We start from the raw sequence: 20,382 nt of genomic DNA, 5'->3' as shown, positions 1-20,382 counted from the left end.
ACCTTAGCTGTACGCCAGCACCCGCCGGCGCCGCAACGCCGCTCCGAGCAGGCCGAAGCCCAGGATCATGGTCATCCAGGTCGCCGGTTCGGGGACCGCGCCGCCCCCGATGACGGTTGACTTCACCCGGAACGGATCGATCAGCTGCGGATCGAACACGATGCCGGTGATCGGATTGTACGCCAGCTGGTCGCGCACGCCGCGGGCCGCCGCGAGCGAGACGCCGCCGCCCCGGCCGATGGGATCGCCGAAGCCCGAATAGGCCACGAGGCAGGTCACCGCGTCGTCGAGGCAGGTCGTGTTGGTCGAGGCATAGGCGGTGGTGCGGTAGTAGAGGCTGGTCGACTGCCCGGCCTCGAGGATCTGGTTCAGGATGATCTCGATGTCGGTCTCGCCCCAGGCGTAGGCGAGCGCGAACGGGTTGTCGTAGGCCGTGGTGAAGCCGTTCAGGCTGAGGCCCGCCGCCTCGATGTTCCCGCCCCGGACGACGTTGCCGACGTCGTCGAAGCTGAGCGTCAGGTTGCCGTTGAGCGTGTAGAGCGCCTCGGCATAGGGATTCTCGAGGTAGTCGTCGCCGTAGATGTCGAAGGTGAAGCCGGCGGTGGCGAACGTCGTGCCCGCGAGGTCTTCGGTGAACAGCGAACCGAAGGAGGAGTAGCCGGCCTGGCCGTAGCCCGTGAAAGCGTTGCCGCCGGTGGGGTCCCCGGTCCGGTCCTGCATGTAGAAGCCGAGACCCGCCGGAATGATGGTCGAGCCCACGGAGTCGATGGAGACGAGGTTGTTCGGCGAGTTGTTGATGATGTCGACGTCCAGTCCGGAGTGGGACTGGGCCGCAGCGTTCGGGCCCGAAACCGCAACCCCGCTCTCGAAGCTGGCGTAGGCCGGCGTCACCTTGACCTTGGTCTCGGTGCTTCCGCCGTAGGCCGCGCCCAGATCGTTGTCGAAATCGGCGTAGATGCCGTTCGCCAGCGTAGGCGCCCCCGCCGCGCCAAGCGTGATGCCGCCCGACTTCACGCCGGTGATGTCGAGACTAACGGCCTGTGCGGACGTCCCAGCCAGCAGGGCGCCACAGGCGATCGCATACGCAAGGCTTCGCATCAGCCCCCCCTTGAAAGATCAACGACAGTCCTGCGGAGGCAGAGCCGCCTTAAGTCAATTTTTACCCTACCACACGCGCTCTGGAGGGCGACTGGGTTCTTGTGTGAGTTGAAAACCGGAATGGGCGTTGCTCGCCCAGCGCGCCGATACACTTGCCGCGTCCGCTTCGATCAGGTCTTTTCACAGGCCGCCGACGGCGCAACCCATAATGGGCAGGGGCGGGCTTCGGCTCGCGTGCCGGGTTATGTGAATCAGCCTAGGGTCCGCTTCGCACATGCAAAGGGGACTCGACGTCATGCGCGCCCGCATGTCGGATCGGACCGGCGCAGCGATCCGCAAGCTGCGGCTCTCGCGCGGCTGGAGCCTCGCCGCCCTCAGCGAGGAGAGCGGCGTACCCATCTCCACGTTGTCCCGGGTCGAACTGGGGCAGAACGCCCTCAACTACGAAAAGCTGATGCGCCTCTGCCGCGCGCTAGAGGTGGACCTCGAGGGGCTGGTCACCCGTGAGGCGGAAGCGCACCCCGCATCCTCCGGCCGCCGGTCGGTGATGCGCGCCGGCGATGGACCGCCCACGCGGGTCGCCGGGAACACCGGCCGCCGGGCCGCCGCGGACCTTCTGTCGAAGAGCCTGTCGCCGATCGTCGTCGACGTGACCGCGCGCACGCTGGACGTTCACGGTCCGCTGGCGACGCATGGTGGCGAGGCCTACGCCCTGGTGCTGGACGGCGAGGTGGAGTTCCACAGCCATCTCTACGCGCCCCTGGACCTGGGCGCGGGAGACGCGGTCTATTTCGACGCCGCCGCCGGCTATGCGCTGGTCGCTCCGCGCGCCCCGGCGAAAGTGCTGTTGGTGGCCTCGGGCGAAACAACCTTCGGCCCCCAAGTTTAGTCCGGGCCAAAGACCAGCCTACCGAGCATTCGCAAGCTATTGCGACGTCGTGCCGCAGGCATTCGGCGAACTTCGATCGCCTATGGGCCAAGGCGGTTCCCACAATTTACCAATAATCAAACCGCCCTTGGGATTGTCCGGATTGGCGGGGCCTGACTGGCGTCGTCAAGCCCTCACGGCAACGGCGAGATTCCCATGCGGTCGTTTCAGTCCCCCTACTGTCTGCAGCCGCACCGCGCCGTACGTCCATTGCACCCCTGGACGCCGTGAGGGCTGACCCCGCGTCGCCGCCTCCTCGCCCCCGATCCGCCAGAACGCCGAGACCCCGATGAACCTCCTGAACAACCTGAACATCTCCAAGAAGCTCGTGGTGGGCTTCGCGGTCGTGGTGACCGTCGTGGCCGCCATGTGCGCGGCGGTGTTCGTCAGCCTGATGAGCATCAAGCAGGCGACCGAGGCGAACAACTCGAGCGTCCAGCAACTGCGGCTGGCCGAAGAGGTGATCATGGCGCGGGTGGAACGCCAGAACGCCATCCGCGGCCTGGTGGCCAGCGGCGACCCGGAATTCCTCAACGCGATCAACAAAGCCGAAGAGCGCTACAAGACGACCCTCGCCGAGCTCGAGACGTCCGCCCCCGAGGACGCCGCACTGATCGCCAAGATCAAACAGGCCGGCGCCAAGGTGGCCGCCGAGGAAGCGCCCCTGATCGCGGCGGGCCAGGATCCCACCCAGCAGGCCACGGCGATGATGCAGCTGGGCACCACCGGCGGCCTGACGGACGTCCGCGCCGCCGTGCAGACCCTCATCGACCAGGAAACCGCCCTGGGTAAGCAACGCGCCGCCGGCCAGTCGGCCGCGCAGGCCTTCGCCATCACCCTGCTCGCCGTGGGCAGCCTGCTGGCCATCGCCCTGGCGGTGGTGATGGGCGCCCTGCTGTCGGCCGCGATCGCCAAGCCGGTCAGCGCCATGACCGCCGCCATGGGCAAGCTTGCCTCGGGCGACAACAACGTCGAGGTGCCGGCCCAGGGCCGCAAGGACGAGGTGGGCCGCATGGCCGCCGCCGTCCAGCACTTCAAGGAAGCCGCCATCGAGAAGGTGCGCCTGGAGGGCGAGGCCGGCGAGCAGCGCCGCGCCGCCGACGCCACCCGCGCCGCCAGCGAAGCCGAACGCGCCGCCACCGCCGCCGAGCAGTCGAAGGTCGTGGAAGGCCTGGCCAAGGGCCTGGAGCGCCTGGCCGCCGGGGCCCTGACCTTCCGCCTGACCGACGCCTTCCCGTCGCACTACGAACAGCTTCGCGCCGACTTCAACCGCGCCATGGACACCCTGCAGGACACCATGCGCGAGGTGGCCACCAACGCCACCGCCGTGCGGTCGGGCGCGGGTGAGATCACCCAGGCCTCCGACGACCTGTCGCGCCGCACCGAGCAGCAGGCGGCCAGCCTGGAAGAGACCGCCGCGGCGCTCGACCAGATCACCGCCACGGTGCGCAAGACCGCCGAGGGCGCGGCCCAGTCCCGCGAGGCCGTGGGCGCCGCCAAGGGCGACGCCGAACGCTCGGGCGTCGTCGTCCGCGACGCGGTCGCCGCCATGAGCGAGATCGAGAACTCGTCCAGCCAGATCAGCCAGATCATCGGCGTGATCGACGAGATCGCCTTCCAGACCAACCTTCTGGCCCTGAACGCGGGCGTGGAAGCGGCCCGGGCCGGCGATGCGGGCAAGGGCTTCGCCGTCGTCGCCTCGGAAGTGCGGGCTCTGGCCCAGCGCTCGGCCGAAGCGGCCAAGGAGATCAAGGCCCTGATCTCGGCCTCCTCGCAGCAGGTCGAGCGCGGCGTCGGCCTGGTCGGCGAGACCGGCAAGGTGCTGGAGCGCATCCTGACCCAGGTCACCCACATCAACGGCGCGGTCACCGAGATCGCCGCCTCGGCCCAGGAACAGGCCACCGGCCTTCAGCAGGTGAACACCGCCATCAACCAGATGGACCAGGTGACCCAGCAGAACGCGGCCATGGTCGAGCAGGCCACCGCGGCCAGCCATGCGCTGTCGGCGGAAAGCGAGGCCCTGGCCCGCCTGATCGCCCGCTTCGACCTGGGCGGAAGCCCGGCCCAGGCCGCCCCGGCCCCGGTCCGCGCGCCGGCCCCGGCTCCGACCCCGGCCCCGGCCGTCGCCGCCATGAAGACCACCGGCCGCGGCGGCGCCGCCCCGAAGCCGGCGTTCGAAGCTGCTGAAGACGCCTGGGACGAATTCTGAACATGACCGCACAGCCTCTCATCCTGGCCGACAGCCTGGACATGACCGCCGCCGGGCCGCTCCACAAGGCGCTGCTGGACCGGCGCGGCCAGCCGCTCAGCATCGACGCCTCCCAGGTTCGCCGGGTCGGCGGCCAATGCCTGCAGGTGCTGCTCTCGGCCCAGTCGACCTGGGCCGCCGACGGCGCCGAATTCCAGATCGTGGACCCCTCGCCCGAGTTCGCTGACGGCCTGGTTCTGATGGGCGCCGCCCATCTGGCCTCGGCCGCCGCCGCCCTTTCCCCTGTTCAGGATTGAACCCATGAGCATGACTGTCCTTACCGTCGACGACTCCCGGACGATGCGCGAAATGCTGCGCCTCGCCCTCGCGGACGCCGGCTTCCGCGTCGTCCAGGCCGAAGACGGCATCCATGGGCTGGAAGTCCTCCAGGCCGAGCCGGAGATGCCGCAGGTCATCGTCACGGACATCAACATGCCGCGCATGGACGGCTTCGGCTTCATCGAGGAAGTCCGCGGCGACCAGCGCTACCGCGCCATCCCGATCCTCGTGCTGACCACCGAAAGCGACGCGGAGAAGAAGAACCGCGCCCGGATGGCCGGGGCGACCGGCTGGATCGTGAAGCCGTTCAACCCGGTCAAGCTGGTGGACGCTATCCGCCGCGTCGCCGCCTGACCCACCCGAACCAAGAGTAGGAAACCACGCCCGTGGACCCGCTAGCCGCCATCCGGGAGACGTTCTTCCAGGAGTGCGAGGAACAGCTCGCAGAGCTCGAATCCGGCCTCCTCGCCATGGAAGGCGGAGACCAGGATCCCGAGACCATCAACGCCGTCTTCCGGGCGGTGCACTCGATCAAGGGCGGCGCTGGGGCTTTCAGCCTGGAGGCGCTGATCCGCTTTGCGCACGTCTTCGAGACGGCGCTGGACGAGATGCGCTCGGGCCGCCTGGCCCCGTCGAACGACGTGCTGAAGAGCATGCTGCGGGCGGCCGACGTGCTGGCCGACCTGGTGCGCGCGGCCCATGCCGGCGACGAGGCCGAGCATCCGGGCGCTGCGACGCTGGCGGAAGAGCTGCGGACCATGAGCGGCGCCGCGGGCGCCGAAGATGAGTCCGAGGAAGACTGGGGCGACTTCGAGTTCCAGCCGATGGCCGTTGCGGTCGAAGGCGCCGAGGCGCCCGCCGCCGCGCCTGCCGGCTTCAAGGTGGCGTTCAAGCCGCGCGCCGACCTCTACGCCAAGGCCAACGAGGCCGCCCTGCTGCTGCGCGAGCTGACGCGCCTGGGCCACGCCGAGGTCGAGCTGGACGCGCACGACGTGCCGCCGCTGAACGAAATAGATCCGGAAGCGGCCTACCTGTCGTGGACGGTGACGCTGACCGGCGACGCCGACGAGACCTCGATCCGGGAAGTCTTCGAATTCGTCGACGGCGACTGCGAGCTGGAGGTGACCCCGCTGGGCGGTTCGGCCGAGAGCGAAGGCGGCGAGCCCGCCTTCGACCTGTCGTCGCTGCTGGCGCGCGTGCAGGGCGATGCGCCCGCCGAGGCCGCGCCGGAAGCCCCCGTGGAGGCCTTCGAGCCCGTCGCCCCGCCGCCCCCCGCCCCCGTGGTCGCGCCCGTGGTGGCGGCCGCTCCGCCCCCCGCCGCGCCGCCGGCCGCCGCCAACGAGACGGCCGCCGAGGGCCAGGCCGCAGGCGGCCCGCGCAAGACCGAGGCCGGCGCCACGATCCGCGTCGACCTGGACCGCGTGGACCGGCTCATCGACCTGGTCGGCGAGCTGGTGATCAATCAGGCCGTGCTGGCCCAGCGGGTGATGGAGGCGGGCCTGGCCCGCGCCAGCGCCGTCGCCATGGGCCTGGACGAGCTGGAGCAGCTGACCCGCGAGATCCAGGACAGCGTCATGGCCATCCGGGCCCAGCCCGTGAAGTCGGTCTTCCAGCGGATGCCGCGCCTGGTGCGCGAAGTCGCCGCCATGACCGGCAAGCCGGTGCGCCTGGTCACCGAGGGCGAAGGCACCGAAGTCGACAAGACCGTCATCGAGCGCCTGGCCGATCCGCTGACGCACATGATCCGCAACGCCATCGACCATGGCCTGGAGAATCCCGAGAAGCGCGCCGCGGCGGGCAAGCCGGCCGAGGGCGTCGTGAAGCTTTCGGCGGCCCACCGCTCCGGCCGGATCGTGATCGAGGTCTCGGACGACGGCGGCGGCATCAACCGCGAACGCGTCAAAGGCATCGCCATCGAGAAGGGCCTGATCTCGGCCGAGGCCACGCTGTCGGACGAGGAGATCGACAACCTGATCTTCATGCCCGGCTTCTCCACGGCCGCCGAGGTGAGCGACATCTCGGGCCGCGGCGTCGGCATGGACGTGGTCCGCCGGTCCATCCAGGCGTTGGGCGGCCGCATCACCATCTCCTCGCGCCCCGGCAAGGGCTCGACCTTCACCATGAGCCTGCCCCTCACCCTGGCGGTGCTGGACGGCATGGTGGTGTCGGTGAACAACCAGACGCTCGTGGCGCCGATCACCGCGATCGTCGAGACGCTCCAGCCCAAGGCCGAGGACGTCCACAGCCTGGGCGGCCACGCCCGGGTGATCTCGATCCGCGGCGGCTTCGTGCCGCTGATCGACGTGGGCATGGCCCTGGGCTATCGCAACGAGCCGCTACCGGCGACCCAGGGCGTGGCCCTGCTGATCGAAGGCGAAGGCGGCGCGCGCGCGGCCCTGCTGTGCGACGCCATCCAGGGCCAGCGCCAGGTGGTCATCAAGTCCCTCGAGGCCAACTACCGCCAGGTGCCCGGCGTCGCCGCGGCCACCATCCTCGGCGACGGCCGCGTGGCCCTCATCCTCGACATCGACACGATCGTCACCGTTTCCCGCGGCGACATGCGCAAGGCAGGCTGAACATGAACCAGATCATCAGTCAGAACGGCCAGAACCAGGCCGGCGGCATGAAGGAACTCATCTCCTTCCGCATCGGCGCCCAGGAGTTCTGCGTCGACATCATGGCCATCCGCGAGATCCGCGGCTGGACCGCGGCCACGGCCCTTCCCCAATCGCCGTCCTTCGTGAAGGGCGTCATCAACCTGCGCGGCGCGGTGCTGCCGATCGTGGACCTGGCCTCGCGCCTGGGCTTCGAGAGCACCGAGGCCAGCGACCGGAACGTCATCATCGTCGCCCAGATCGGCGAGCAGGTCGTGGGCCTGCTGGTCGACGCGGTGAGCGACATCCTGACCGTCACCGATGACGTCATCCAGCCGACCCCGGACGTCGCGTCCGAGACGGCCAAGTCGTTCATCCGCGGCCTGATCGCCATGGACGGCCGCATGATCAGCCTGATCGGCCTCGACCGCGTCCTGCCCGACATGGAGCTGGAAGCCGCCTGATGAGTGCGAGTGCGCCGACATCCACGCGCCCGGGCGCCAATATGGTCGATGGCGAGTTCGCCTTCACCGACGCCGATTTCCGCAAGATCTCGGCGATGGTGCATGGCGACGCCGGCATCCACCTGCCCGACGCCAAGGCGACGCTGGTCTATTCGCGGCTGGCGAAGCGCCTGCGCGCCCTGGGCCTGACGAGCTTCAAGGACTACTGCGCCCTGGTGGCCGGCGCCGACGGCGTGGACGAGCGCCAGAAGATGCTGGCCGCCCTGACCACCAACGTCACGCGCTTCTTCCGCGAGCCGCACCACTTCGACCACCTGAAGGAGCGCGTGCTCCCGCCCCTGCTGGACGCGGCGCGTAGCGGCGGCAAGGTGCGCATCTGGTCGGCCGCCTGCTCGAGCGGCCAGGAGCCGTTCTCGATCGCCATGACGATCCTGTCGCTGATGCCCGAGGCGGCCGGCCGCGACGTGAAGATCCTGGCCACCGACATCGACCCCAACATGGTCGCCGAAGGCCGCGGCGGGGCCTATGCGCCCCACCTGCTGGAGGGCATCCCCGACGGCTATCGCAAGCGCTGGACCTCGCCCACGGCCGACGGCCGGGTGAAGATGTCCGACGACCTGCGCGAGCTGATCACCTTCAACGAACTGAACCTGATCGGCGACTGGCCGATGAAGGGCCAGTTCGACGCCATCTTCTGCCGCAACGTGGCGATCTACTTCGAGGACGACACCCAGGCCCGCCTGTGGAGCCGCTTCGCGCCCCTGAACAAGGTGGGCGGCGCCCTCTACATCGGCCACTCCGAGCGCATCCAGGGCCCGGCGGTCGCCGCCTACAAGCCCGACGGCGTGACCACCTACCGCCGCATCCAGGAGTCGGCCCGATGACCCGCGTCCTCGTCGTCGACGACTCGAGCACCATGCGCCGCCTGATCTCGGCCGCGCTGTCGGCCGATCCGGAGCTGGAGGTCGTGGGCGAAGCCGGCGACCCCTTGCAGGCCCGCGAGGCGATCAAGGCGCTGAACCCCGACGTGATCACCCTGGACGTCGAGATGCCGAACATGAACGGCATCGACTTCCTGGAACGGATCATGCGCCTGCGCCCCATGCCGGTGGTGATGGTCTCCACCCTCACCAGCCGCGGCGCCGAGGCGACCCTGGCGGCGCTGGAACTGGGCGCGGTGGACTGCGTGGAGAAGCCGGGCGGGGCCGACCCGATCGGCTTCAGCCGCCTGGCCGAGAAGGTGAAGATCGCCGCCCGGGCGCGGGTCCGCTCGCGGGTCGCGCGCACCGAGCCGACGCCCGTCGACGTCTTCACGCCGTCCGAGAAGGTGGTGGCCATCGGCTCATCCACCGGCGGGGTCGAAGCCCTGCTCAACATCATCGAGCGCCTGCCGGCCAACTGCGCCCCGACGGTCATCGCCCAGCACATGCCTGCGAGCTTCACCAGGAGCTTCGCCGAGCGCCTGAACCGGGCCTCCGCGGCCACGGTGACGGAGGCCCGCGACGGCGATCCGCTGGTTCCCGGCCGCGTCTATGTGGCGCCGGGCGGCGATTTCCACCTGGAGGTCGAGGGCGCCCGGCACCTGCGCTGCCGCGTCGCCCACGGCGACCCCGTGAGCGGCCACTGCCCGTCGGTGGACGTTCTGTTCTCATCCGTGGCCCGGGCCGCCAAGGAGCATGCCGTCGGCGTGATCCTGACCGGCATGGGCCGGGACGGCGCCCGCGGTCTCCTCGCCATGCGGGAGGCCGGCGCCAAGACGCTGGGCCAGGACGAGGCGACCTGCGTCGTCTACGGCATGCCCCGCGCAGCCTACGAACTGGGCGCGGTCGAGCGCCAACTCCCCCTGGAGAAGCTCGGCCCCGCCATCCGCAACCTCACGAACAAAGAAGTGGAACGCTGAGATGCCGGCGCCCTCCTCAATTCCCTGCCTCGTCGTCGACGACCAGCAGACCATGCGCTCCCTGGTGCGCACGGGCCTGCAACAGCTCGGCTTCCGGACCATCCACGAAGCCGCGGATGGCGAGGACGGCCTGCGCCACATGCTGTCGCGGCCGGTGCAGCTGGTGATCTCCGACTACAACATGCCGAAGCTTGACGGCCTCGGCCTGTTGCGGGCGATCCGGTCTCACCCGCCGATCCAGAAGACGGCTTTCATCATGCTCACCGGCCGGGCCGACAAGGAGCTGGTGCAGCGGGCGGTGCAGTTCGGGGTCAACAACTACCTCGTCAAGCCGTTCACCGTCGGCACCCTGAAGGAAAAGATCGAAGCGATCTTCGGCGTCCTCGCGTGACCGTGGGCCTGGCCGGACAAAGCCACGCCTACGACGCGGAACCCCGCAAGATCCACGTGATCCAGGGCCAATTCCACGTCGCCGAAGGCGATGACGTGGTGCTCACCACGATCCTCGGATCGTGCGTGGCGGCCTGCATCCGCGATCCCGTGACCGGGATCGGCGGGATGAACCACTTCCTGCTGCCCGGCGAGGCCGGGGACGAGGGCCTCCGCTACGGGGTCCAGTCGATGGAACTGCTGCTGAACGACCTGCTCCGCAAGGGATGCCGGCGCGACCGCCTGGAAGTGAAGCTGTTCGGCGGCGCCCACCTGTTCGACGGCCTGTCGGACGTTGGCGGGCAGAACTCGGAGTTCGCCGAGCGGTTCGTGCGCGACGAAGGTCTGCGCCACGTGGGCGGATCGCTCCGGGGCGACCGCGCCCGTCGCATCCAGTACTGGCCCGGCACCGGCCGCGCGCGGCAGATCCTGCTGGCGCCGACCGAGGCCAAGGTCTTCGTCGCCGAGCGCCGCCAGCCCGTGGCGCCCGTGCAGGACGCCGGCGCGCTGGAGCTGTTCTGATGAACCAACCGGCCGCTGCGCGGTCCCTTTCGGAATCCCTGGACCTGGTCGCCCGGGAGGTCACGGACCTGGTCGCCGTCGGCGATCAGCTCCAGGACCTGATCTCGCGCCTCGTCCAGACCGCGGGGCAGTCCGATCCGTCGGCGATGATCGAGGCCCAGGCCGCCGACCTCCTCAGCCAGCGCCTGTCCGGCCTGGCCTCGTTCGTCCGCGCGCTGGCCGACGCCGCGCCGGCCGACGTGGCCGCCGACATCGACGACGCCCTGCGCGTCCTGACCCTCACCGAACAGGCGCGCCGCCTGTCCGATCCCTCCCACGCTCCGGCGGAAACCGGAGATCCGATGACCTTCTGGGACTGAGGGCATGAGCCAGGCCTACGGCAAGACCGAACGCGTCAACCTCTCCACCGCTGAGGTGTTGCTGGCGTGCGGGGACCTGCAGGGCCTGACCATCATGGCCGAGATGTTCGCAGGCTTCGGCGTCCACTCGCCCCGGAAGTGCCAGACCATGGCCGACTGCAAGGCCGTGGTGAAGGAGCGGATCATCAACCTGATGGTCGTCGACAGCGCCCTGAACGACGCCGAAGGGTACGAGTTCATCAGCTGGCTGCGCCGCGCCGAGCTGGATCCCAACAGCTTCGCGCCGGTGATCCTGGTGACCGGCCACACCCGCCCCTCGCAGGTCTTCCGCGGCCGGGACGCGGGCGCAAGCTTCGTGGTCGCCAAGCCCGCCGTCCCGACCGTCATGATGCAGCGCATCGTCTGGCTGATGCACGATCAGCGCAAGTTCGTGAATTCTCCCGGCTATTGCGGGCCCGACCGCCGGGTCAAGGCCCTGGGCCCGCCCGTCGGCATGAAAGGCCGCCGCCACGACGACCTGTCGGCGGAGGTCGGCATCGCCAAGACTCCCAACCTCGAGCAGGACGAGATTGACGCCCTGTTCAACCCGAAAGCAGTCGCGTTATGACCGGTCCCTCCCGCATCTTCGCCGTCGAGAACAAGCTGGGCCAGATCGCCCGCGAGCCTGGCGGCCGCCGCCCAGAGGACGCCATCCGCGCCGCAGAAGGCCGGGTCGAGTCCGTGCGCGGCTCGTCGGCCAAGGTCCTTGTCGAAAAGGCCGAGCAACTGACCGCCCTGGCCGCCAAGGGCCGCGGGGGCGACACCTCGGTCCTCGACGCGATCTACGACACCAGCAACGCGACCTTCGGGATCGCGGGCACGTTCGGCCTCGGCGCCCTGGCCGAAGCGGCGTTCAGCCTCTGCGACCTGGCCGACTGGTTCCGCAATGGCGAGCCCGTGAACTGGCCGGCTATCGACGTGCACGTGGACGGCATCCGCCTGCTGGCCAACCTGGGCGACAAGGCCGGCGCGGCGGGCGCCGACTCGATCCTCGATGGTCTGCGCCGGGTACGGGCCCGCGTCGCGCCCGCCGCCTGACACGCCGGCGCGCGGACAACAGCGCACAGGGTCTTCCGTGAGGCCCAGCCGTGCGGCGACCGGGACGGCGAGGGATTGTCGGAAGCCCGTGAGCCGGGCTCAGGCCTTCGGCAGGCCCGCGATGTCGGGCAGCGCGTCCGCGGCGGCGACCAGGGCCATTTCCAGCGCGCCCATCATCTCGAGGGCGCCGGCGTCGTCCTGCAGTTGGTCGCGCGCGTCCTCGATGAGTTCGATGGTCCGCGACGGGGCCCTCCCGCGGCGGGCGAGGTCCAGTTCGTCGGACAGGGCGCGCTCGGCCACGCCGGCCAGGGTCGGGGACAACGACGCCAGGGTCTGCAGGATCGCGCGGTTGAGGGCCAGGCACGCCTGAACCTCCGCGCTCGCGGGCTCGAGCTCGCGGCCGGCATCCTCGTCGACGAAAGCGGTGATGTGGCTCAAGGGGGGAGGTCCTCAGCTCTGGTAAGGTGAAGCCTAAGGCGACGACAGTTAATGCCGCAATAACACTGTGCATTTGCACCTATTGCATTTGCACACAAATCAGGGACGGATAGCGCCGCACGACCGCCCGCCGGCGTCTGGAGCCGCCCCCATGCGCACGTCCCGCCCGACCGACCTATCTGTTGATTCCACAGGGGAATTTCCGCTCGCACCGGCGGAGTACATCTTCTATCTGCTGTTCCAGGCGGCGCGGCAGCGCGACCTGTACTTCACGCGGACGGCCGGCGCGTCCGGCCTCACCCTGCAGCACTGGCGCACCCTTGCGGTCATTCGCCGCATCGAAAACTGTTCGATGAAGGATCTGGCCCTCTATGCGGCCATCGATCGGACGACGCTGACCCGCGTCGTCGATCACCTCGTCGCGCAGGGACTGGTGGAGCGGTGGTCGCGGGCGCGAGACCGGCGGCAAGTGCAGGTGACGCTCAGCGCGGCGGGCGAGGCCGCCTTCGACGGCGCGGTCGCCCGCCTGCTGCGCAACAACCGTGCGGTGCTGTCGGGCGTCGACGAGGCTTCCGCCCGCGTGGCGGCGCGCGTGCTGCAGCAGGTCATCCGCAACATGATGGACGATCCGCTGGCCGCAGAGCGGCTCCTGGCCTACGGCCGGCCCTCGCGCCCGTCGTGACCGCAGCAATCTGGATGCATCCCGCGTTCGCATCCGCCAAGTCCGCCACTTCGACGACCTGACGGGTAGAATTCCAGAGCATCTGTGCGATCAATATACTCGCGACAGGGCCGATCGGCCGCGCCTTCCCGCACGTAAGCCGAGTTCCCAAGACAAAACCCGTCGAAACCCTCCGAATATTCGCGGGCATCTATGGTTTCTTCGCGGTTAAGGTACGCCTTGATTTTGTGACGACCAAAAATTCCCACTTTTAACCGTGAATTAGTGGCGTGCCGGCAAGTTCCCACATCGAGCCGGTAACGGGATTGCAGAATGCGCCCTCTTCCAGCGGTCGGACGCCACGCAGCGGCCGCCACCGCATGATCGCAGACCCGCCCATGCGCGAGGCGCAGGACGACGACGGCGCACGCTTCTCGTGGGTCCTGCGGGGCCGTGCGAAGGCGCGCCGGGCCAGGGTTTTCGAAGCGGCCGTCATCGCCGTCCTCGTGTGGCTGGGCACGCAGAACCCCTTCGTCGCGCCCTGGTTCGCGATCACCGTCGTTGCCGGCGCGATCGAGGGCGTCTTCGCGCGCCGCGCCTTGGCGGCGCCCTCGGCGGCCGGCCCGCGCGCGCGGGCGGCCCTGGCCATGGCATTCAGCTCGGCGACCTACTCCTCGATCGCCGCCATCCTCGTGGCCTCAGGCGCCGACGCCGTGGCGCTGGCGGGCGCGGCGGTGCTGCTTTGCGCTGTCGCCCTCAACAACGCGATCCGCTCGTCCGGCTCCCCGCTGGCGGTCGCCAGCCTGGTGACGCCGCCGGCGGCCTTGCTGGTACTGGCGCCCGCCCACGCCGCGTTCGGCGGGGGCGGGGTCCACCTGGGCGACACCCTGTTGCTGGCCCTGGGCGGGTTCGCCTTCACCGTGTTCGTCCTGCGGATGTCCAGCGCCATGTCCCGCGAGCGGGATGTCCTGCAACAGCTCGGCTCCGAGGCCGAGGCCGGCAACCACCGCTGGCGCATGGTCTTCGACAACAGCCCGACCGCCCTGGTGTGTTTCGACGCCACGGCCTTCCATGCGCGGCTGCAGGCGCACGCCCGGCCGGACGCGGGGCTGGGGACGATCGCCCGGAGCCTCTACGCGAGCATGGACGACGTCGCCGATGATTCCACGGTGATCGAGGCCAACGAGGCGGCCCGCGCCCTGCTCAGCCGTCACGGTGGCATGGGTCACTTCGGCCCCGGCTTCCTGGACAAGCTGTGCGAGGGCCTCGACCGGATCGACGCGAGCGGCGCGCTCCCGGCCTTCGACGCCGAGCTGCTTGTGAGCGAGGGGGAGTCCCGGATGGTGCGGGCGCACTTCCGGTTCACCTCGGGCCTGGGCGCCCCCTGGAGCCTCTGCCTGGCCACCTATGTGGACGTCACCGAGGCCCATCGCGTGGCCTGCGCCCAGGACGAGGCGCGGCAGGCCGCCGAGGACGCTAACCGCGCCAAGAGCGACTTCCTGACCGTGATGAGCCACGAGATCCGCACGCCGCTGAACGGCGTGCTGGGCATGGCCCAGGCCATGGACCTGGACCCCCTGCCCGCCCTGCAGCGCGACCGCTTGCGGGTCATCCGCGAAAGCGGCTCGGCGCTCATGGACCTGCTGGACGACCTGCTGGACATCTCCCGCATCGAGGCCGGACGGCTGCTGCTCGAAAACCAGGACTTCGACATGCGCGCCGTCGCCGAGGCGGCGCATACCGCCTTCGTGGCGGAGGCCCGCGCCAAGTCCCTCAGCTTCACGCTCGAGATCGACGCCGCCGCCGAGGGCCTCTGGCGGGGCGACGCGGCGCGCGTGCGCCAGATCCTGTCCAACCTCATCTCCAACGCCGTGAAGTTCACCCATGCGGGCGCGGTGACGGTCCAGATCCTCCGCAGCGCGACCGGCCTGCGGTTCGAGGTGGCGGACACCGGCATCGGGATCGCGCCCGACCGGGTCGCCCGGCTGTTCGAGAAGTTCGTGCAGGCCGACGGCTCCGCCACCCGCGCCTACGGCGGCGCGGGCCTGGGCCTGGCGATCTGCCAGGAGCTGTGCCGGGCCATGGGCGGCGCCGTCACAGTCGGCAGCGCGCCGGGCCACGGCAGCACCTTCGCCGTGGAGCTCCCGCTGCGCCAGGTGGAGCGTCCGGCGCCCGAGCCGATACCCCTGGACCTGCCGCGGGCGCTCTCGGACGGCACGATGCGGGTTCTGGCGGCCGAAGACAATCCGGTGAACCAGATGGTCCTTAAAGCGATCCTGGCGCAGTTCGGGCTTGAGCCGACCATCGTCGAGAACGGGGCCGAGGCGGTGCGCGCATGGGAGTCCGCGCACTGGGACATCATCCTGATGGACGTGCAGATGCCGATGATGGATGGCCCCACGGCGACCATGACCATCCGCGCGCGTGAGGCCGTGCTGGGCCGCGCGCGCACGCCGATCCTGGCCGTGACGGCGAACACCATGGCCCACCAGCTCGCAAGCTATCGCGCCGCCGGGATGGACGACGTGGTGCCCAAGCCGCTCAACGTCACCGAACTGTTCACGGCGATCGCCGCCGCCGTCGCGCCCGGCGCGGTCGGCCTCGATGCCAGGGGCGAAGGCCGCCAGGCCACCGGCTAGCCCCTCGCGCCGCAGAGGCGGTCAGGGCGCCGCCTTCACGTTCCGCTTGATTTGCCGGGACAACGAGTTGTTCATGACAGGGTCCATTCGGGGGGAGTGGTCATGTCACAGCTCGGCCGGTCCGCCGGCCTGACCGGGTTCCTGGAGTTCACGCGCGAACTGGGCCTCGACGCCCATGCGCTGGCGGCCGCCGTCGGCCTTCCGGGCGAGGTGCTGAGCCAACCCGACCTGAGGGTGTCGGTCGAGCTCATGTGCCGGATGCTGGAAATGGCCGCCGAGCAGTCCGGCGCCGAGGATTTCGCGCTGCGGCTGGCCGAGCGGCGCCGCATCTCCCACATGGGCGCCGTCGGGCTGGTGATCCGCGAGCAGCCCAACCTGCGCAGCGCCCTGGCCGCCTATGCCCGCTATCAGTGGCTGCAGAACGACGCCTATTCCCTGACGCTCGAGGAGTTCGGCGACCAGGCAATCCTGCGGATCCATGGCCCGCCCTGGCAGCAGCGGCAGGCTGCGGACCTGGCCGTGACCACGGCGGTCCGGCTGCTCAAGTCCGTGATGGGGGAGGCCTGGAAGCCCCTGGAGGTGCGGTTCACGCACGCCGCTCCGGCGCGGATGGAGTCCTATCGCCGGCTGCTGGGCGTGACGCCCCTGTTCGACCAGGACGGCATGGCGATCGTCATGCGCCGCGCCGACCTGGACGTGGCCCTCCCCGCGGCCGATCCCGAGATGGCGCGCGACCTGGCCCGATACCTCGACAGGATGACGGCGGACCGCCGGACCCAGTTGCGCGACAAGGTGGCGGACCTGATCGTGGCGCTGCTGCCCGACGGCGTCTGTTCGGTCGAGCGCGTGGCCCAGCAGCTGGGCATGGACCGCCGCACGCTCCACCGGCGGCTCTCGGCAGAGGGGACGACCTTCTCCGACATCCTGGACGCCACGCGCCGCGAGATGGCCGCCTCGCTGCTGGTCAACAGTGACCGCCCGCTGCAGGGGGTGGCCGACATCCTGGGCTTCTCCAGCCTGTCGGCCTTCGCGCACTGGTTCCGGCGCAAGTTCGCCCAGTCGGCCAGCGCCTATCGCAACCGGCATGCCGGCGCGCCGCACCGCCCCGCCGAAGCCCTCGTCCCGGCGGAGTGACCCGGCCGCCGCCTCAGGCCGCGGTCGACTCCGGGATCGCGCCGGCCTCGCGCAGCACATAGCCGCCGCCCCAGACGGTCTCGATGACGTGGCGGCCGTCGGTGACGGGGGCCAGCTTCTTGCGCAGCTTGCAGATGAACACGTCGACGATCTTGGCGCCCGGCTCGTCCATGCCGCCGTAGAGGCTGGACAGGAAGATGTCCTTGGTGATCGCCTTGCCCTTGCGCAGGGCCATCAGTTCCAGCGTCTGGTATTCGCGGCCGGTGAGATGGATCCGCTGGTCGTTCACGTGGACCACCTTGGCGTCCAGGTCGATGACCATGTCGCCCACCGTGATCAGCGACTGGGCATGGCCCTTGGACCTGCGGATCACCGCCCGCAGGCGGGCGACCAGCTCGTCCTTGTGGAACGGCTTGGTCATGTAGTCGTCGGCGCCGAGGCTCAGCGCCTTCACCTTCGAGTCGATCTGGGCCGTGCCCGAGAGGATCATGATCGGGGTCTCGTTCCGGCCCCGGCGCAGGGTGCGCAGCACGTCGAGGCCCGACATGTCCGGCAGGCTCAGGTCCAGCAGGATGAGGTCGTAGTCGTAGACCCCCGACAGATCGATGCCGTCCTCGCCGGCGTCGGTCTTGTCGACGATGAAGCCGCTGGCGTTCAGCATCATCTCGATGCTGCGGGCCATCATCCGATCGTCCTCGATCAAAAGCACACGCACCTAGGTCCTCCTCGCCGCGGCGCCGCGGCCTCTGTCTGATGTTGCTGGTCGCGAGCGGAGGCCCCGCCTCCGCGCCGTGTCATCCGTCGGGCCGGCGCCCGGTCACGCGCACGCCGCGGCGCGCCAGGGCGGCCTCGGCGGCGGCAAGCAGGCGGGACATGGCGAAGGGCTTGGCCACCACCTCGTCCGCGCCCAGCTCGGTCGCCCACTGCAGGAACGCGCCGGTCCGGCCGAACGCCCCGCCCCCGGAGATGGCGATCACCGCCGTGTCGGGCGCCACGGCCTTGGTCTCGATGATGGTGGCGATGCCTTCCTTCTCCGGCATCACGATGTCGGTCACCAGCAGGTCCGGCTTAAGAGCCCTGACCAGTTGCGCGGCCAGGCGGCCGTTGCGGGCGGGATAGGCCCGATAGCCGGCCCGTTCGAAGGCCGCGGTGATCAGCTTGAGCAGGTCGGGATCGTCGTCGGCGATCAGGACGACCGGCCCGGCGGGTTCGGCCGCCGCGGGGTCCCGGCGGGACGGGGTCGGGATGGCCAGCCCGGCGGCCAGCGCCGAGGCCTTGCGGGCGGCGCGCAGACCGACCCGCGCCAGTTCGCGAGGCTCGCCCTGCCCGTCCAGGCCCTCCACCAGCTGCTCGCAAACGCCGGTCAGGACGGCCAGGAGGCCCTTGAGTTCGTGACCGGGATCGAGAGCCGGATCGTGCCCCGGCGGGCGGCCTTCGACGGGCTTGGGCAAGAGCATGGACGGCACGCGACCTCAGGCGACGCAGGCGGCGCCCGCGGGGCTCTGAGCGTGGTGGAGCTAGGCCTGCCCCTTCCCTCGCACCCCCCCCGGGCTGATTCGTGAGGCAAGGCCCTATATGGTTAACCGCCGGCCAGTTTGATCCTGCGGGACAGTTTCTTGAATTCTCGGGACAGAATGCTGCACTGCGACATCATGTCATCGGGGGTCAACCCGACAGTCGCGGCGAGCAATGGACCGCTCACTCGCCGCGCTGGAACAGTCGAACCCTAGACTAGCGAAGGTGACGTTGGCGTCACCTTGCACGTCTATATCAGATCACCACCACAGGCGCCGGCGGTCGTACCCGTAGCCTTGAAGGCTTTGATCACGTTGCGGCCGACTGTCCAGCGGTGGACCTCGTCGGGCCCGTCCACCAGCCGCTGCGAACGGATGTGGGTGTACCAGGCCGCCAGGGGCGTATCGCGGCTGTAGCCCAGGGCGCCGTGCAACTGGATCGCCGTGTCCACCACATGGTGCACCATGTGGGCCAGGTAGACCTTGGCGATGGAGTTCTCCTGCCGCATGTCCAGGCCGTGTTCGGCCTTGTAGGCGATGTGCAGCAGCATGAGCCGGGCGATGTAGAGCTGGCTGGCGCACTCGGCCATCATGAACTGGACCGCCTGGCGCTCGTCCAGCTTCCGGCCGAAGGTCTCGCGGTTGGTGATGTGGGCGGCGGCCAGGTCCAGGGCCCGCTGGGCCATGGCGATGTTGTGCATGCCGTGGCGCAGGCGGCCGTAGGCCAGGCGGTGCTGGCCCATGTCGAAGCCGCGCCCCTCCCCGCCCAGAAGGTTCTCGGCGGGCACCACCAGGTCCTTGATCTCGATCTCGGAGTGACCGCCGCCCATGATGTGCGACAGCTCGCTCTCCGCGGCCATGGTCGGGATGTCGCGCTTGATGCGGTAGCCGGGGTTGGGCAGCTCGACGATGAAGGTCGAGAACTGCTGGTGGCGCGGCGCGTCGGGATCGGTCCGGGCCATGACCACGGCCAGGTCCGCCGCGCTGGCGGCCGACGAGAACCACTTCTCGCCGTTCAGCACATAGTTCTCGTTGCCGTCCTTGACCGCGGTGGTGCGCATGCCGGTGGCGTCGGCGCCGGCGGCTTTCTCGGTCATGGAATAGCAGACGCGCTTCTCGCCGTTCAGCAGCGGCTTGAGGTACTTCTCCTTCTGGAACTCCGTGCCGTGGGCCAGCAGCGTCAGGATGGTGGCGTCGTCGGGCCCCTGGCTGTTCATCGACAGCGCGCCGAGGTGACTCTGGCCCAGTTCCATCTGCACCAGGGCGTTGGCCAGCGGGCCCAGGCCCATGCCGCCGTACTCCTTGGGCACGAACGGCAGCCACAGGCCCTGGGCGCGGGCCTTGGCGCGCAGTTCGGCCAGGACGGTCTTGTAGCTCTCCTTGTCCACCAGCCGCTTCTCGGCCGGGATGCATTCGTCCTGCACCCACTGGCGGACGCGCTCGCGCACGGCCTTGGCGTCGGCGGGAATTTCGAAGTCGATGGCCACGGCGGCGTCTCCCAAACATTTGTTTGAGCGAACCTTGCGAGCCTCCTCCAGGGCAGGCAAGTGGAAAGCGCCGGCCTTTGACGTGGCGTCCGGGGCTCGGGCCGCCGCTCAGTCCTTCAATGTGCTGAACACGTGGTCGCCGCCGGGCGCGGACTTCGCGTGGCAGGCTCCACAGGCCTTGGCCATGTTTCGCTCGATTTCCACCGCACGGTCGCGGTTCGGCCAGACGAACTCCGTGTACCCCCAGCCACCGGTGGCGGCGTAGCGGCGGCTGTCGCGGACCATCACGTCGATGAACTTGCGCTCGCCGGGCCCCTCGGCATGTGGACCGGCTTTCGCGGCGGTCCACTGGTCGAACACGATCACCGCGCCGTCAGGCCATTTTCCGGTCCGATAGCCTTCCACCGCTGCCGGGTTGGCGTAGATCGCGTGCAGGCCCTCGTATTTCGGCGCGGCCGGGTGGCCCGGACCGAACGTGCCGCTCGTCACGTGGGTCCAGGCGCGGAAGTCCTCGGGATAGGCGATCGGGGCCTCGCCGGCGGCCGCGAGACCGATGGCGCAGGTGGCGACGAACAGGCGGCGCATGTGGACTCCCAGCGGACCGCTGGAAG

General features: G+C 69.7%; 22 protein-coding genes. 16 read left to right on the top strand and 6 right to left on the bottom strand.

The window, feature by feature from the left end; all coding sequences use genetic code 11:
- Nucleotides 1-3: 3 nt before the first annotated feature.
- Nucleotides 4-1,098 (bottom strand): PEPxxWA-CTERM sorting domain-containing protein, encoded by a 1,095-nt coding sequence (locus tag A2790_RS05925; RefSeq protein WP_293388651.1) that lies wholly within the window; start codon nucleotides 1,096-1,098, stop codon nucleotides 4-6.
- Nucleotides 1,099-1,372: 274 nt separating this feature from the next.
- Between A2790_RS05925 and A2790_RS05920 the strand changes: the two genes are divergently transcribed.
- The 13 genes from A2790_RS05920 to A2790_RS05860 all read left to right on the top strand — a co-directional run bounded on the left by A2790_RS05920 (nucleotide 1,373) and on the right by A2790_RS05860 (nucleotide 11,898).
- Nucleotides 1,373-1,987 carry an XRE family transcriptional regulator gene (locus tag A2790_RS05920; protein WP_293388649.1) on the top strand — a complete coding sequence of 205 codons (615 nt, stop codon included), beginning with the start codon at nucleotides 1,373-1,375 and terminating at the stop codon, nucleotides 1,985-1,987.
- Between the two features lie 328 nt (nucleotides 1,988-2,315).
- Nucleotides 2,316-4,235, top strand: coding sequence for a methyl-accepting chemotaxis protein (locus A2790_RS05915; RefSeq protein ID WP_293388647.1), 1,920 nt, complete (start codon nucleotides 2,316-2,318; stop codon nucleotides 4,233-4,235).
- A gap of 2 nt (nucleotides 4,236-4,237) precedes the next feature.
- A complete protein-coding gene (locus A2790_RS05910; RefSeq protein ID WP_293388646.1) occupies nucleotides 4,238-4,531 on the top strand; it encodes an STAS domain-containing protein in 294 nt (97 codons plus the stop codon).
- A 4-nt stretch (nucleotides 4,532-4,535) separates the two neighbouring features.
- Nucleotides 4,536-4,907 (top strand): response regulator, encoded by a 372-nt coding sequence (locus tag A2790_RS05905; protein WP_068876735.1) that lies wholly within the window; start codon nucleotides 4,536-4,538, stop codon nucleotides 4,905-4,907.
- A gap of 32 nt (nucleotides 4,908-4,939) precedes the next feature.
- Complete coding sequence (locus A2790_RS05900; protein WP_293388643.1) at nucleotides 4,940-7,129, top strand: chemotaxis protein CheA; 2,190 nt, start codon at nucleotides 4,940-4,942, stop codon at nucleotides 7,127-7,129.
- A 47-nt stretch (nucleotides 7,130-7,176) separates the two neighbouring features.
- Complete coding sequence (locus tag A2790_RS05895; protein WP_197422620.1) at nucleotides 7,177-7,611, top strand: chemotaxis protein CheW; 435 nt, start codon at nucleotides 7,177-7,179, stop codon at nucleotides 7,609-7,611.
- Nucleotides 7,611-8,495 (top strand): protein-glutamate O-methyltransferase, encoded by an 885-nt coding sequence (locus tag A2790_RS05890; RefSeq protein WP_293388642.1) that lies wholly within the window; start codon nucleotides 7,611-7,613, stop codon nucleotides 8,493-8,495. Before A2790_RS05895 ends, A2790_RS05890 begins: the two co-directional genes overlap by 1 nt.
- A complete protein-coding gene (locus A2790_RS05885) occupies nucleotides 8,492-9,511 on the top strand; it encodes a chemotaxis response regulator protein-glutamate methylesterase (RefSeq protein ID WP_293388641.1) in 1,020 nt (339 codons plus the stop codon). The genes A2790_RS05890 and A2790_RS05885 overlap by 4 nt, the downstream gene beginning before the upstream one ends.
- A gap of 1 nt (nucleotide 9,512) precedes the next feature.
- Nucleotides 9,513-9,902, top strand: a complete 390-nt coding sequence (locus tag A2790_RS05880; protein WP_068877188.1) for a response regulator — start codon at nucleotides 9,513-9,515, stop codon at nucleotides 9,900-9,902.
- Nucleotides 9,903-9,910: 8 nt separating this feature from the next.
- Complete coding sequence (locus tag A2790_RS05875; protein WP_293388703.1) at nucleotides 9,911-10,462, top strand: chemotaxis protein CheD; 552 nt, start codon at nucleotides 9,911-9,913, stop codon at nucleotides 10,460-10,462.
- On the top strand, nucleotides 10,462-10,821 hold the full coding sequence (locus tag A2790_RS05870; RefSeq protein WP_293388639.1) for a hypothetical protein: 360 nt from the start codon (nucleotides 10,462-10,464) through the stop codon (nucleotides 10,819-10,821). Before A2790_RS05875 ends, A2790_RS05870 begins: the two co-directional genes overlap by 1 nt.
- A 4-nt stretch (nucleotides 10,822-10,825) precedes the next feature.
- Nucleotides 10,826-11,428 (top strand): response regulator, encoded by a 603-nt coding sequence (locus A2790_RS05865; RefSeq protein ID WP_293388638.1) that lies wholly within the window; start codon nucleotides 10,826-10,828, stop codon nucleotides 11,426-11,428.
- On the top strand, nucleotides 11,425-11,898 hold the full coding sequence (locus tag A2790_RS05860) for a hypothetical protein (RefSeq protein WP_293388637.1): 474 nt from the start codon (nucleotides 11,425-11,427) through the stop codon (nucleotides 11,896-11,898). Before A2790_RS05865 ends, A2790_RS05860 begins: the two co-directional genes overlap by 4 nt.
- Before the next feature lie 99 nt (nucleotides 11,899-11,997).
- Here the strand turns inward: A2790_RS05860 and A2790_RS05855 are convergent, their stop codons facing one another.
- Complete coding sequence (locus tag A2790_RS05855) at nucleotides 11,998-12,336, bottom strand: hypothetical protein (protein ID WP_293388635.1); 339 nt, start codon at nucleotides 12,334-12,336, stop codon at nucleotides 11,998-12,000.
- 151 nt (nucleotides 12,337-12,487) lie between these two features.
- Here A2790_RS05855 and A2790_RS05850 point away from each other — a divergent pair, with 151 nt between their 5' ends.
- The 3 genes from A2790_RS05850 to A2790_RS05840 all read left to right on the top strand — a co-directional run bounded on the left by A2790_RS05850 (nucleotide 12,488) and on the right by A2790_RS05840 (nucleotide 16,770).
- Entirely contained in the window at nucleotides 12,488-13,018 is a 531-nt protein-coding gene (locus A2790_RS05850; RefSeq protein WP_293388633.1) for a MarR family transcriptional regulator, read from the top strand.
- 359 nt (nucleotides 13,019-13,377) lie between these two features.
- Nucleotides 13,378-15,636, top strand: coding sequence for an ATP-binding protein (locus A2790_RS05845; RefSeq protein WP_293388631.1), 2,259 nt, complete (start codon nucleotides 13,378-13,380; stop codon nucleotides 15,634-15,636).
- A 102-nt stretch (nucleotides 15,637-15,738) separates the two neighbouring features.
- Nucleotides 15,739-16,770, top strand: coding sequence for an AraC family transcriptional regulator (locus tag A2790_RS05840; protein WP_293388629.1), 1,032 nt, complete (start codon nucleotides 15,739-15,741; stop codon nucleotides 16,768-16,770).
- A 13-nt stretch (nucleotides 16,771-16,783) separates the two neighbouring features.
- On the opposite strand, the gene A2790_RS05835 is transcribed toward A2790_RS05840, so the two are convergent.
- The 4 genes from A2790_RS05835 to A2790_RS05820 form a co-directional block, all read right to left on the bottom strand.
- On the bottom strand, nucleotides 16,784-17,485 hold the full coding sequence (locus A2790_RS05835) for a response regulator transcription factor (protein WP_293388627.1): 702 nt from the start codon (nucleotides 17,483-17,485) through the stop codon (nucleotides 16,784-16,786).
- Nucleotides 17,486-17,564: 79 nt separating this feature from the next.
- On the bottom strand, nucleotides 17,565-18,227 hold the full coding sequence (locus A2790_RS05830; RefSeq protein WP_293388699.1) for a response regulator: 663 nt from the start codon (nucleotides 18,225-18,227) through the stop codon (nucleotides 17,565-17,567).
- A 308-nt stretch (nucleotides 18,228-18,535) separates the two neighbouring features.
- The gene (locus A2790_RS05825; protein WP_293388625.1) at nucleotides 18,536-19,771 is read right to left on the bottom strand and encodes an acyl-CoA dehydrogenase family protein; all 1,236 of its coding nucleotides are present in this window, start codon (nucleotides 19,769-19,771) and stop codon (nucleotides 18,536-18,538) included.
- Between the two features lie 108 nt (nucleotides 19,772-19,879).
- Nucleotides 19,880-20,356 carry a cytochrome P460 family protein gene (locus tag A2790_RS05820; protein ID WP_293388623.1) on the bottom strand — a complete coding sequence of 159 codons (477 nt, stop codon included), beginning with the start codon at nucleotides 20,354-20,356 and terminating at the stop codon, nucleotides 19,880-19,882.
- Between the last annotated feature and the right edge of the window lie 26 nt (nucleotides 20,357-20,382).

Origin of the sequence: Phenylobacterium sp. RIFCSPHIGHO2_01_FULL_69_31 (assembly GCF_001824475.1) — a bacterium.
Classification (GTDB): Bacteria; Pseudomonadota; Alphaproteobacteria; order Caulobacterales; family Caulobacteraceae; genus Phenylobacterium.
This window is presented reverse-complemented; position numbering and strand designations above follow the sequence as displayed.